Genomic DNA, 12430 nt, shown 5'->3' on the forward strand with positions numbered 1-12430 from the left:
AATGACCTTACTGTGTAAGGATGAGCAGCGTCGCTTATTCCGGCAACGCCGGAGCGGAATTCCGGCGGCTGACGTCCGCATTCACCCGGGTCTACGGCGGCCGGAAGGGTGTAGGCGCGGCGCTGGCGGTGTACCGGCACGGGGAACCGATTCTCGATATCTGGACGGGGGAGTCCGCGCCGGACCGGCCCTGGACGCGCGATACCGGCGCGGTGGTGTTCTCCGCGACCAAGGGCATCGCGGCCACGGTCGTCCACCGGCTGGCCGATCGCGGCCTCATCGATTACGACGCCCCGGTCTGTGAGTACTGGCCCGAGTTCGGCTGCAACAACAAGGACCGGATCACCGTTCGCCAGGTGCTCACCCATTCGGCCGGGCTGTCCGGGGTTGGTGCCCTGGCCGCGCAGGGGTCCGAACTGCTCGACCACGAGTTGATGGCCGAACGGCTGGCCGCCGCCGCACCCGATCGGTTGCTCGGCGTCCCCGCCTACCACGCGATGACCTTCGGCTGGCTGCTCGCCGGCCTGGCCCGGGCGGTCACCGGGGCGAGTATGAAGGAACTGTTCCAGCGCGAGGTCGCGATCCCGCTGGGTACCGACGGTATCCACCTGGGTCGCCCACCCGCCGGTTCGGTGATCGTCGCAGCGGAGAGCTTCGGCACCGGGTTCTCCTTCGCCGGTACTCCGCGCGGTTCCCGGCTGGTCACCTTGCTCCAGGGCATCCCGGGCGCACTGGGTGTCAGCAGCCGCTCCCTGTTCATCCCGGGTGCGGAAGCGATCCTGACCGGCCCGAACCCCCCGCTGCTGGACAGCGAGATGCCCGCGGCCAACGGCGTGTGCAGCGCCGACGGGCTGGCCGCGGTGTACGAACCGCTGGCATGCAACGGTCTCGCCGGTGGCCGGCGGTACCTGTCCGGCGCGGCCGTGCAGGCCATCCGCAAGATCGAGCGGTACCGGCCGGATACCGGGCTCTTCCTCTATATGGGCCCCCTGTGGCATCTGGGATACCACTCGATGCCCACGGTCGGCGCGCCGCGCGGCTTCGGTCATATCGGCCTGGGCGGTTCGTTCGGCTGGGCGGATCCGGACAGCGGTATCTCGCTGGGTTTCGTGCACAACCGGCTCGCCATGGAGACCCTGCCCGTGGACCAATCGGCCTTCGCGTGGCTGCTGCCGCTGGTCATGTCCGGAGCGCGTTCGGCATCCCGGATCGGCCGCGGCACCGATCGGGAGGCCGCGGCCTGATCACTCAGGTCAGATAGCGGTAGGCCGGGGAGCCCGGTTCGAGCCGCTCGCACTGGATGGGCGAATGCGCGATCCGGTCCAGCAGCGGTTGCAGGCCGGTGCGTTCGCCCAGTTCGATACCGACCAGCGCGGCACCGGTGTCCCGGTTGTTGCGTTTGACGTATTCGAACAGGGTGATGTCGTCCTCGGGGCCGAGCACCTCGTCGAGGAACCGCCGCAGCGCGCCGGGCTCCTGCGGGAAGTCCACCAGGAAATAGTGCTTGAGCCCCTGGTGGACCAGGGAACGTTCGATGACCTCGCGGTAGCGGGACACATCGTTGTTCCCGCCCGAGACCAGGCAGACGACGGTGGAGCCGGGCTCCGGTGGCGATTCCAGCAGTGCGGTGACCGCGAGCGCGCCCGCGGGTTCGGCGATGATCCCCTCGTTCTGGTAGAGCTCCAGCATGGCGGTGCATATCGCGCCCTCGTCCACGCGCAGCAGCCGGAAGGATCCGGCGCCGCCGGGAAGTTCGGTCGAGACGAGCAACGGGAGCGAACCGTGCGTCACCACCCGTCCGCCGAACTCGGCGACCGCGTCGTAGGGGACCCGGCCGATCCGGCGTACCGCGGCGCCGTCGACGAACGGATCGACTTCGGGCAGGGTGACCGGTCCACCCGCGACCAGTGCCGCGGTCATCGAGGCCGCTCCGGCGGGCTCGACCGCGAGGATCGCCGTCTCCGGCGCGCGCTCGCGCAGATAGGTGCCGATACCGGCGAGGCATCCGCCGCCGCCGACGGGGACGACGACCAGATCCGGTGCGGTGCCGAGCTGATCCAGGATCTCCGCGGCGATGGTGCCCTGCCCCGCGGCGGTGCGGGTGTCGTCGAACGGGGGCACCATGGTGGCCCCGGTGCGCCGGACATCGTCGTCGGCGGCCGCCGCGGCGGCGTCGAAGGTTTCGCCGACCGCGATCAGTTCGACGAATTCGCCGCCGTGCACGCGGATACGGTCGCGCTTCTGCTTGGGGGTGGTGGTGGGGACGTAGATACGGCCGGTGATACCCATGGCCCGGCACGCGAACGCGACACCCTGGGCGTGATTACCCGCGCTCGCGGTGACCACTCCGGCCGCGCGCTCGGATTCGCTGAGCTGGACCACCAGGTTGTATGCGCCACGCAACTTGTAGGAGCGCACGACGGTGAGGTCCTCGCGTTTGAGGTACACCTGGGCCCCGGTCAGCTGGGATAGGCGCGGGCATAGTTGCAGGGGGGTGGGTTCGATAATGTCGGCGATGCGTTTGGCTGCGGCGTCGATCTCGTCCGCGGTCAGCGCGGGACGGGCTTCTGGCAGGTGAGTGAGCACATCGGACACCCGCTCCATGCTGCCACCCACCGCCGCCGCGGCGTGCGGCGGGTGGCCCTGTCCTGCGTTTTCGTTCATTCCGTCGGGCCGGAACCGGGGCGCCGGAAGCGGCCCGGACCCGTCAGCGTGGGCTGAGGACGAAGACCGGGATCTGACGATCGGTCTTGAGCTGGTAGTCGGCGTAGGGCGGGTAGGCGGCCACGGCCCGGGTCCACCAGAGTGCCTTCTCCTCGCCGAAGACCTCGCGGGCGGTGTAGTCCCCGGTGACGGTGCCGTCCTGTAGTTCGACATGGGGCTGGGCGACCACGTTGTGGTACCAGACGGGGTGCTTCGGAGCGCCGCCCAGTGAGGCGACGACCGCGTATTCGCCCTCGTGCTCGACCCGCATCAGCGCGGTCTTGCGGAGTTTGCCGGTCTTGTTGCCGACGGTGGTCAGCACGATCACCGGCATACCCTGCATGGTGGTGCCCTCGGTACCGCCGGACTGCTCGATCTTCTCGGCCTGCTCGCGGGCCCAGTCGGATGTGGACGGTGCGTACTCTCCAGTCAATGGCATATCCGGAAAACGCCCCGGGCGGGTTCACTTGTTCCCGGCCCGCCCGGCCCGGTGGCGATCGCCGCTCCGTCCGATCGGCCGGGTGGGCCGAGTATGTGTCCGGGAAGACAAAAGTTCGATGGACCGAACACCGCTCGCACGGGTAGCCTGAACATATGACCGCCTCCCCTCTCGCCACCCCACGTACCGCCGTTCGCGGCGTAACGGTTGTCGATATCGCGGGTTCACGCTGGCCGGTGTACAAGCTGGAGGCGCTCATCGTGGGGCTGCTCGTCTTCCTGGTCCCGGCCGTGGTGCTGGGTTCGGTACAGACCGGGGTCCTCCTGGGCGCGGCCGTGGGCGCGCTGCTGTGGACCACCGGCCGGTGGCGCTCGGCGCACCGGTAGTCGCCGAGACGGGGCCCGCCGCGCCGCCGGGAACGATGCCGCGCGGATACTTGCCGTATTAGTCTGGGCCGAGTTGAACACACGTCCACTTGGCTCCGGATACGGGTATCCGGGTCCCCGAGGTACACGCGAGCCGATTCATGACCGATCGAGTACATGCCTTCAACGACGACGTACTGGGCGAACACGACGCGGTGGCACTGGCAGCGCTGATCCGCGACGGTGTGGTGCGTCCGGACGAACCGGCCCGCGCGGCACTGGCCCGGGCGGATCTGGTCAACCCCCGGTTGAACGCGATCGCGTACCGGTGCCCGAGCCCCCGGCCCGCCCCGGCCGCGGGCGGCATCTGGTACGGCGTCCCGACCTTCGTCAAGGACAACGCGGATGTGGCCGGCCTGCCGAGCCGCCACGGTAGCGCGGCGATCACCGCCCATCCCGCCGATGCGGACGACCGGTTCACGGCGCAGCTGCTGAGCACCGGGATGACGGTGCTGGGTAAGAGCACCATGCCCGAATTCGGTTTCACTTCCACCACCGAATTCGAAAGCGGCGATCCCACCCGCAACCCGTGGGACACCGGATACTCGGTCGGCGGTTCTTCGGGCGGGTCGGCCGCGCTGGTCGCCTCCGGCGTGGTCCCGGTGGCGCACGGCAACGACGGCGGCGGATCGCTGCGTATTCCGGCGGCGATCGCGGGACTCGTATCGCTGAAGCCCAGCCGGTTCCGCCACCTGGACAATGCGCAGGCGCGGCAGTTGCCGATCAAACTCGTCTCCGAAGGAATACTGTCCCGGTCGGTCCGTGATCAGGCGGCCTACCACGCGGCCGCCGAAACCTACTGGCGCAACCCGAAACTCCCGCCCATCGGCACCGTCGAGGGACCGTCCACGCGGAAGCTGCGGATCGGTCTGCTGACCACGGCGGCCAACGGATCGGAACCCGATGCCGCGACCCTGGCCGCGGTCACCGCGACCGCGCGGGTCCTGGAGGCGGCCGGGCATACGATCGAGCCGATGGCCTCGCCTGTCCCGGCGGGCCTCGTCGCGGATTTCCTGCAGTACTGGGGATTCCTGGCGCAGATGTCGGGTGTCACCGGAAAGCTGAGCCATGGCCGCTCCTTCGACGCCGCCCGGCTCGAAACCTTCACCAGAGGTCTCGCGGCATCCTTCCGCCGGCATCTGTTCACCACTCCGGGCGCGCTGTACCGGCTCAACCGTGCCCGCGCCGACTACGACGCGGTGCTCACCCGTTACGACGCGATCCTGTCGCCGGTGCTCACCCACACCACACCCGAGATCGGTTACCTGAACCCCGGCGTGCCGTTCGCCGAATCGATCGAGCGGGTGACGAATTTCGTGGGCTATACCCCGATCAACAATGTCACCGGTTCACCGTCCCTCGCCGTACCGGCCGGGCTCACCGATACCGGTCTGCCGATCGGGGTCATGCTCAGCGGTGCCTACGGTGGTGAGCGCACGCTGCTGGAGCTGGGTTTCCTGCTGGAGGCGCAGGCCCCGTTCCCGCGGATCGCGGCCGCGGCGACCGGGTCCTGAGGGTCGGCCGGTCAGCGGACCAGAAGCGCGACCGGCAGCCGGGCGAAGAGCTTCTCTGTACGCGCGCGGTTCTGGAAGGTGTGCCCGGTGAGGCGATCGGTCCAGGACCCGCCGGACAGGTCGATATACGTATCCCCCCAGCCGGTCTCGCCGATCGCGACGCTGTGCCGAGTGACGGCCACGATGATCTCGGGCTCCGCGCCGACCCGGCCGCGGGCGAAGGCGACCAGTTTGTCGGCGTGCTCGCCGTGCCCGAACACCGGGCCGTAGGTGCCACCGACGAAACATTCCGGGCGTTCCCGGCGCAACCACAGCGCGTAGGCGACCAGCCACATCTTGGCGGCGCCCGTGATATCCAGTGGCGGGGTGGTGGTGAGCGTGTGCAGCATTCCCGCCCGGGAGACGAAATCGATCGGCCGGCGATTGTCCGGGTCGACCAGCGAATCCTCCCAGATCTCGCAGCCCTGGTAGATGTCCGGGATGCCCGGCGCGCACAGTTGCAGCAGCTTCTGTGCCAGCGAATCCGACCAGGCGTGCGGGGCGAGATCGTGCGCGAGGTCGGTGAGCTGGCGGCCCACCGGTCCGTCGATCACCTGATCGAGCCAAGCGTGCACCGCGTTCTCGAACTCGGTATCGGGTTCCTCCCATGAGGTGTGTTCGCCGGATTCGCGCATCGCCTTCTCGGCGAAACGGTGCACCCGGTCGCGCAATCCCGGCACCGAGGGTGCCGGGCGGCCGTCGGCCGGCCACATCCCGAACATGTTCTGCAACAGGAACAATGCGGTCGCGCCGTCGGGCGGCGGGAGTTTCTCCAGCCAGAGCGTCACCGCCCGTGCCCACATCCGCGGCACCTGTGACAGCACGCCGATCCGGGCCCGTACATCCTCCCCGCGTTTGGTGTCGTGAGTGGACAGGGTGGTCATCGACGCGGGCCAGCGGCGGGCCCGCGAGGCATTGGCGAGATGGAATTCGTTCACCGTGCGGCCGAAGCGGGCCGGGTTGCCGCCGATCTCCTGCAGCGATACCAGCCGGACCGCGCGGTAGAACAGAGTGTCCTCCACGGCTTTCGCGCCGATGGCGGTACTCACCTGGTGGAACCGGGTCCACGCGGCACCCCCGGCCACCAGCGCGGTCACCAGAACAGCCAGCGGCACCCGCAGTTCGGCGTTGCGCTTCTCGACTTCGGCGACCACCGCGCTGATCATGCCCGCCAGCGGGGTGTAGTCGGCCCGGGCGACCGGTAGGAACGACAGCACTTCGATAGTGGCGTTGGTGAGGGCCATGGTGTCGAAATCCGGGGCAGCCGCATCGGCTTTTATCGCGGCGACCAGGCGCCGCAGTTCCGGGACCAGAATGCTCTCGGCCACCGCGCGTTTGATGCGATGCTCTTTCTCCCCGACCCACACCCGGTCGCTACCGTGACCGGTGATGTGGCGGGACAGTTCGGTGAGGATCTGCTCGCCGGCGGGTTCGAGCAGGACGCCGCCGAAATCGGCGATACCGTCGTATCCGGTGGTCCCGTCGATCGGCAGAGTGGGATCCAGGGGCTCCCGGTTGGCCAGGGTCTTCTCCACCAGCAGCAGCCGGTCGGGTCCGATCAGCTGCCGTAGTCGTTGCAGGTATCCGGCCGGATCGGCGAGTCCGTCGGGATGGTCGACCCGGACGCCGTCGATCAGGTCGTGCTCGCACCAGGCCGCGAGTTCGCGATGGGTGGCCTCGAAGACCTGCGGGTCCTGCTGGCGCAGCGCCGCCAGCCCGCTGACCGACAGGAAACGGCGATAGCCGCAGATCCCGGATTTCCAGCTCACCAGCCGGTAGTGCTGTTTGTCGTGGATCCGCAGCGCGTTGTCGCCGTCGGTGCCGGGGGCGATGGGGAAACGTAGTTCGTGCAGGGCCAGCAGCGGTTCGGGCCCGGTCCGGTCCACGCTGAGCGCGGCCGGGTCGTTCGCGCTGCGCAACACCGGTAGTGCCAGCCGGCCGCCCACGCCGTTGCCCGGGCTCCAGTCGATATCGAAGAACGAGGCGAACTGGGATTTGCGACCGTACTGCAGCACATGCCACCACCACAGGTTCTGCTGCGGATCGGCGACCCCGACGTGGTTGGGGACCAGATCCATGATCAGGCCCATACCGCGGTTGTGGACCTCGTCGGCGAGAGCTTTGAGTCCGAGCGGGCCGCCCAGCGCGGCGGACACGGTGGTCGGATCGGTGACGTCGTAGCCGTGCGCCGAGCCGCGGGTCGCCGTCATCACCGGGGAGAGGTAGAGATGCGAGACACCCAGCTGCTGGAGGTATTCGGCGATGGCCGCGGCCTGGGCGAAGGTGAGTCCGTCCGGGCGCAGCTGTAACCGGTAGGTGCTGCGGACCGGAGTGACGCGCGGGGGACGGCGGAAGCTCAGCGGGTCTGCGGGCATACGTTTCTCGGTCGAGGTCCTGGGGATGAGGAGCGCGGCGGGCGGGGAGGAGCGCCGGGTCCGGCGGCGCGGGTGCGGGGACCGGCCGGTCGGCGTGGATGCTCGGCATCCCCCGATGACCAGGTGCTACTCGGTTATGGCACCGGCGGTGCCATTTCCTCGGTAGGCGAGTCGGACGCGTGCATGGACATGACCCTAGCGTCATTCCCGCGCGCGGATGGCAGGGGCCGCTGGTCGTTTGTTCAGTTCGGGTCCGTGAGGCCGGTCCAACGGTCCGCGTATCCGGTTCGCCGGGCGATTGCGGCGAGGCTGCCGAGGATCGCGCGCTGGAGCCGGGCGGGGATACCGGCCAGGTAGCCGTCCTGTAGATCCCAGAGCAGCGCGAGTGCCAGTGGATTGCGCGGAACTCCGGAGCGGGTGGTGGCGCCCGCGCCGTCGAGAGCGCTCCACAGGGCGAACATTTCCAGGTGGCGCAGCGGTGGCCGGATCTCGTGGTCGAGCACCGTATCGGGCGCCTCGCTGCGGAACTCGTGCACGGTGCGGGCGGCCGCGTGCACGGTATCGCCGGGGCCGGCGGTGATCTCGCGGCCGTCGACGCGGAATACCAGCGCCCCCTGCCGGACTGTCCAGGTCTCGGTGAGTACGGGGTGCCAGTGCGGGCCCGCCTGTCGTCCGGGGGTGGGTAGTTCGTGGCGCAGGCGCAGGTAGGCGCCGTCGGCGTCGGTGCCCTCGTCGAGCACGGTCACCCGGTGGCCGTTGCGGAAGATGATGACTTTCTCGGACATGGCCCTATTAGAAAGGTAGCCTTCATAATATGTCAACGGTGCCACCGCCCTCGCTGCTGAAACTGCTCACCCTGGCCGCCCGGGCTGTCGAATCCGAGTTGAACGCCGAACTGCGCACGCGACTGTCCGGTGAGCTGCGGCCGGCGCACTACGCGGTGTTCCGGTATCTGGATCCGGCGGGGTCGCGGGTGGGGGAACTGGCCGAGGCCGCGGGGATGACGCAACAGTCGATGGGTGAACTGGTCGGTCAGCTGGAGGGGGTCGGATTGGTGCGCCGGCAGGTCGACCCCCGCGACCGGCGTGCCCGGCTGGTGGTGTGTACCGAGGCGGGGCGGTCGGCGCTCGAACTGGCCGGGGAGCGGCTCGCCCGGACCGAGGACCGGATCCGTGCCGATATGGGGGAGGCCGGAGCGCTGGAGTTGCGGCGGCTGCTGGCGCGGGTGACGGCGGTGCTGGAAAAGGCGGAGTGAGCGGGCCCCGGCCGCGACGGGCGTCCGGAACCGCGCAGCTGTCCCTGCTGTGGAACCGGCTCCGCCGGGGTTGGTAACTTGAACGGCGTTCAAGGTTTCGTGCGGCCGGGTCCGGGCGCACTACGACGTGGAGGATCGCCGTGCTCGTCGCGCCCGCAGAACTCACCGCCGCGCAGATCTCCGAACTCGACGCGCGCTACGTATGGCACCCCTACGGGGGCTTCCCGCCCAGTACCGAACCGCTCGTCGTCACCGCCGCCGCGGGTACCCGGCTGACGCTGGCCGACGGGCGGGAGCTGGTGGACGGGATGAGTTCGTGGTGGGCTGCGGTACACGGCTACCGCCACCCCGTACTCGACGAGGCGCTGCTGGCCCAATCCCGCCGGATGAGCCATGTCATGTTCGGCGGGCTCACCCACGAACCGGCGGCCCGGCTGTGCGAACTGCTGGTGCGGCACACCCCCGACGGACTCGACCGGGTGTTCCTCTGTGATTCGGGTTCGGTCGCCGTGGAGGTCGCGGTGAAGATGTGCCTGCAGTACTGGCGATCGGTCGGCCGCCCGGCGAAACGCCGCCTCCTGACCTGGCGCGGCGGATACCACGGCGACACCTTCACACCGATGAGCGTGTGCGACCCCGAGGGCGGTATGCACGCCCTGTGGACCGATGTCCTGACCGAACAGGTCTTCGTCCCCGCGCCACCCCGCGACTATCACGACGACTACGTCCGGGAACTGGAGCGTACGGTCGCGCGGCACGCGTCGGAGCTGGCGGCGATCGTGGTGGAACCGGTGGTCCAGGGGGCCGGGGGGATGCGCTGGCACGACCCTCGTTACCTGGCCGATCTGCGCCGTCTGTGCGATGGGCACCGGGTACTGCTGGTGTTCGACGAGATCGCCACGGGATTCGGGCGTACCGGAACCCTTTTCGCCGCCGAGCAGGCGCTGGTCGCGCCGGACGTCATCTGTGTGGGCAAGGCGCTCACCGGTGGATACCTGACGCTGGCCGCCGCCCTGTGCACCGGCGAGATCGCCGAGACGATCAGCGCCGCGCACGGCGGTCTCATGCACGGACCCACCTTCATGGGTAATCCGCTGGCCTGCGCCGTCGCGGTCGCCTCGGTGGAACTGCTGCTGTCGCGGGACTGGCGCGGTGAGGTGGCGCGGATCGGCGCGGAGTTGCGGGCGGGCCTGGCACCGGCGCGGGATATCGACGGTGTCACCGAAGTGCGCGTACTGGGTGGTATCGGCGTGATCGAACTGGATCGGTCGGTGGATATGCGCGCGGCTACCGAAGCCGCCGTCGAGGCGGGGGCCTGGATCCGGCCGTTCCGCAATCTGATCTACGCGATGCCGCCGTATATCAGCGATACCGCCGATATCGCGACGGTGACCACCGCGATGGTGGCGGCGGCCCGTACCGGCTCCTGAACGGCGGGCGCTGTCCGGTGGGCGGGTGGCGCCGGGACCGCGCAGCGGTGGCACCGGACCGAACAGTCCGGTGCCACCGCGCAGCTCGGCGCTATCCGGCCGACGGCGGGGGATCGGTACGCCCCGCACCCGTTTCGGCGAAGGCCCGGGCGTAGCGGGTGCCCGCGATGAGCAGCAGCACCCCGACCACCAGGAAGGCGGTCACCCGGATGAGGCCGTCGAGGGTGGCCAGGTCGAACAGGAACAGCTTGGCCAGCGCCGCGGCGGTGACCAGCAGTCCGGATCCGAGCGCGACCTTGGCGGCCGTCGGTGTGTCCGCGCTCAGCGAACGCAGCCCGTAGAGCAGGGCGGCCAGCGCCGCGGTCATCCAGACAATGGTGGCGATACTGTGCCCGATGACGAACCCGTCGGCGATACCTGCGGTGACTCCCAGCGATACCGCCGCGGCGGTCACCAGGTACAACGCGGCGGTGCTACCGCCGATCCAGAACAGTGCGGTGGCGGTGTCGGTGCCGCCGGGTTTGCCCGGCGCGGCGGGACGGATGAGCCGGCTCGCCGCCCACAGCGCCACCGCGACCGCCGCGAGTCCGGCGATCGCCGAGGCCGCGGTACCGGCCGAGAGTTCGCGGACGGCGATCCATTCGGTGGACAGGGTGCCCGGTCCCGCGATCACGAGGAAAGCGAGGCCGCCCAGTGCGGCATACCCGGCGCCCAGGCCCGCCGCCACCCGGCCGCGGGTGCGGCCCGCGATCGCCAGGTAGCACCCGGCGACCAGGAACAGCCCGAGCGGGAGGGTGGCCTCGGTGGTCACCCCCCAGCAGGTCTCCAGCAGCGCGAACGAACCGGCGACGGCCGCGACGGTGGCGGTATGGCCCGGGATGCGGGCGATACCGCGAACTTTCGGTAGCAGGGGCGTCGCGGCGAGGGCCAGCAATACGACCGCGTACACCGACGAGATCACCGTCGCGACCGGCCGGTCGAACAGCGCGGGTGCGGCGAGCAGGGGCGTGGTGGCCAGCGCGAACGTGAGGGCGGCGACGATATCGCCGGGGCGGTGCCGCACCACGACGACGGTTCCCGCCAGTCCGACCACGGCGACCGCCACCGCCGCGACCAGCACCAGTACCGCCCGGCTCGGGTCGTCGGTGCCGATCGCGGCGGCGACCACGGCGATCTGGGTGGCGAGGACGGCCGGGACCGTGCGCACCAGGTGCAGGAACGACCAGTCGTGCCGGTACTGCACCGGGACGCAGGCCAGCTGGAGCACGACGAGGAACGCGAGGAGCGAGAGTTCGGTACTGACGAACGGGGCCAGGACCGCGGCACCGGCGACGACCAGTACCGCCAGGGCCTGGGACCGCCACTGCACCGCCAGCCCGACTCCGGCGGCGGCGACCCCGAGCGCGACGGCGAACCCCGGAACCGGATGCAGCCAGTCGTAGATCGTGGTCGTCGCGACCACGACCAGGTAGGCGCCCGCGAAACCGGTCGCGGCCAAGGCGATTCCACCGACCCGGCCGCCGGCGCGCCGGTACACCCGCATACCGGCTCCGATGAGGCCCGCCGCGAACACGGCTCCGGCGACGACCCGCGGGATCGGCCCGAAGACCCCGGCCTGGGCGGCCAGTACCAGCAGCATCACGACACCGATGAGGGTCACCGCCACACCCGCGACCGCGAGTACCCGGCTGATCACGCCCTCGCGTTGCCACCACGGTGTACGGGGCACGGCTCGGCCGGCGGGGCCGCGGCCGGGCGGTCCCGGTGGCTGGTTCCGGTATATCGGGTAGGCGCCGGCGTATCTGCTGTGCGGCGGCGGGGCCGCCCAGGGCTGAGGGGCGGTGCCCCAGTAGGTTCGGGCGGGATGGTGCCCCGGTGCGGTACTTCCGGGCGGGGTGGGGTGACCCGCGGGTCCGTCCGCCCGCACACCGGGCGTCCCCGCCGCGTCCGGTGTGGCGGGCGGTGGTGTGGGCACCCGGACCGTGTGTTCCGGGGCCGCCCGGGTCGCGGACTCGGCCGGCGGCGCGGTGGCCGCCGCGTCCGATTCCGCCGGGGTCGCCGCCCGCACCTGCCGGTGCAGGACCTCCAGATCACGGCCGAGAGTGCTCAGCTGACCGCCGAGTGCGGTGAAATCTCCGGCGATCGTGGTGAACTCACCGGACAGGCGAGCGACCAGCGCCGGATCGATCGAAGTCGTCATAGCTCGATGGTCGGCCGTGAGCGGCGCGCGAGGATGAGTAGGACTACTCG

At 70.1% G+C, this 12430-nt stretch carries 10 protein-coding genes; 5 read left to right on the top strand and 5 right to left on the bottom strand.

Going from position 1 to position 12430, the window contains the following annotated elements; all coding sequences use genetic code 11:
* The first annotated feature begins 20 nt into the window (after nucleotides 1–20).
* Nucleotides 21–1244 carry a serine hydrolase domain-containing protein gene (locus ACWEWT_RS13965; protein ID WP_452558940.1) on the top strand — a complete coding sequence of 408 codons (1224 nt, stop codon included), beginning with the start codon at nucleotides 21–23 and terminating at the stop codon, nucleotides 1242–1244.
* Between the two features lie 4 nt (nucleotides 1245–1248).
* Here the strand turns inward: ACWEWT_RS13965 and ilvA are convergent, their stop codons facing one another.
* Both ilvA and ACWEWT_RS13975 read right to left on the bottom strand, forming a co-directional pair.
* Nucleotides 1249–2604 (bottom strand): threonine ammonia-lyase IlvA, encoded by a 1356-nt coding sequence (gene ilvA, locus ACWEWT_RS13970; RefSeq protein ID WP_452559168.1) that lies wholly within the window; start codon nucleotides 2602–2604, stop codon nucleotides 1249–1251.
* A gap of 103 nt (nucleotides 2605–2707) precedes the next feature.
* Nucleotides 2708–3142, bottom strand: coding sequence for a nitroreductase family deazaflavin-dependent oxidoreductase (locus tag ACWEWT_RS13975; protein ID WP_452558941.1), 435 nt, complete (start codon nucleotides 3140–3142; stop codon nucleotides 2708–2710).
* A 155-nt stretch (nucleotides 3143–3297) separates the two neighbouring features.
* Here ACWEWT_RS13975 and ACWEWT_RS13980 point away from each other — a divergent pair, with 155 nt between their 5' ends.
* Both ACWEWT_RS13980 and ACWEWT_RS13985 read left to right on the top strand, forming a co-directional pair.
* Nucleotides 3298–3528 carry a hypothetical protein gene (locus ACWEWT_RS13980; protein ID WP_452558943.1) on the top strand — a complete coding sequence of 77 codons (231 nt, stop codon included), beginning with the start codon at nucleotides 3298–3300 and terminating at the stop codon, nucleotides 3526–3528.
* 140 nt (nucleotides 3529–3668) lie between these two features.
* Nucleotides 3669–5081 (top strand): amidase, encoded by a 1413-nt coding sequence (locus ACWEWT_RS13985; RefSeq protein ID WP_452558944.1) that lies wholly within the window; start codon nucleotides 3669–3671, stop codon nucleotides 5079–5081.
* An 11-nt stretch (nucleotides 5082–5092) separates the two neighbouring features.
* Here ACWEWT_RS13985 and treY read toward each other — a convergent pair whose 3' ends face one another.
* Together treY and ACWEWT_RS13995 are read right to left on the bottom strand one after the other, a co-directional pair.
* A complete protein-coding gene (treY, locus tag ACWEWT_RS13990; RefSeq protein ID WP_452558945.1) occupies nucleotides 5093–7495 on the bottom strand; it encodes a malto-oligosyltrehalose synthase in 2403 nt (800 codons plus the stop codon).
* A gap of 242 nt (nucleotides 7496–7737) precedes the next feature.
* Nucleotides 7738–8280: a cupin domain-containing protein gene (locus ACWEWT_RS13995; protein WP_452558946.1), complete on the bottom strand. Its 543-nt coding sequence runs from the start codon at nucleotides 8278–8280 to the stop codon at nucleotides 7738–7740.
* Nucleotides 8281–8309: 29 nt separating this feature from the next.
* On the opposite strand from ACWEWT_RS13995, the gene ACWEWT_RS14000 reads away from it, so the two are divergent.
* Both ACWEWT_RS14000 and ACWEWT_RS14005 read left to right on the top strand, forming a co-directional pair.
* Entirely contained in the window at nucleotides 8310–8750 is a 441-nt protein-coding gene (locus ACWEWT_RS14000; RefSeq protein ID WP_452558948.1) for a MarR family winged helix-turn-helix transcriptional regulator, read from the top strand.
* A gap of 140 nt (nucleotides 8751–8890) precedes the next feature.
* Nucleotides 8891–10180 (top strand): adenosylmethionine--8-amino-7-oxononanoate transaminase, encoded by a 1290-nt coding sequence (locus ACWEWT_RS14005; protein ID WP_452558950.1) that lies wholly within the window; start codon nucleotides 8891–8893, stop codon nucleotides 10178–10180.
* A gap of 91 nt (nucleotides 10181–10271) precedes the next feature.
* Here the strand turns inward: ACWEWT_RS14005 and ACWEWT_RS14010 are convergent, their stop codons facing one another.
* Nucleotides 10272–12380 (bottom strand): DUF2339 domain-containing protein, encoded by a 2109-nt coding sequence (locus ACWEWT_RS14010; protein ID WP_452558951.1) that lies wholly within the window; start codon nucleotides 12378–12380, stop codon nucleotides 10272–10274.
* Between the last annotated feature and the right edge of the window lie 50 nt (nucleotides 12381–12430).

It is taken from the genome of Nocardia sp. NPDC003963, from assembly GCF_053605105.1.

Coding starts and splice junctions, on each gene's coding strand:
- ACWEWT_RS13965 (WP_452558940.1), top strand. CDS start 21: ATGAGCAGCGTCGCTTATTCCGGCAACGCCGGAGCGGAATTCCGGCGG.
- ilvA (WP_452559168.1), bottom strand. CDS start 2,604: ATGGAGCGGGTGTCCGATGTGCTCACTCACCTGCCAGAAGCCCGTCCC.
- ACWEWT_RS13975 (WP_452558941.1), bottom strand. CDS start 3,142: ATGCCATTGACTGGAGAGTACGCACCGTCCACATCCGACTGGGCCCGC.
- ACWEWT_RS13980 (WP_452558943.1), top strand. CDS start 3,298: ATGACCGCCTCCCCTCTCGCCACCCCACGTACCGCCGTTCGCGGCGTA.
- ACWEWT_RS13985 (WP_452558944.1), top strand. CDS start 3,669: ATGACCGATCGAGTACATGCCTTCAACGACGACGTACTGGGCGAACAC.
- treY (WP_452558945.1), bottom strand. CDS start 7,495: ATGCCCGCAGACCCGCTGAGCTTCCGCCGTCCCCCGCGCGTCACTCCG.
- ACWEWT_RS13995 (WP_452558946.1), bottom strand. CDS start 8,280: ATGTCCGAGAAAGTCATCATCTTCCGCAACGGCCACCGGGTGACCGTG.
- ACWEWT_RS14000 (WP_452558948.1), top strand. CDS start 8,310: ATGTCAACGGTGCCACCGCCCTCGCTGCTGAAACTGCTCACCCTGGCC.
- ACWEWT_RS14010 (WP_452558951.1), bottom strand. CDS start 12,380: ATGACGACTTCGATCGATCCGGCGCTGGTCGCTCGCCTGTCCGGTGAG.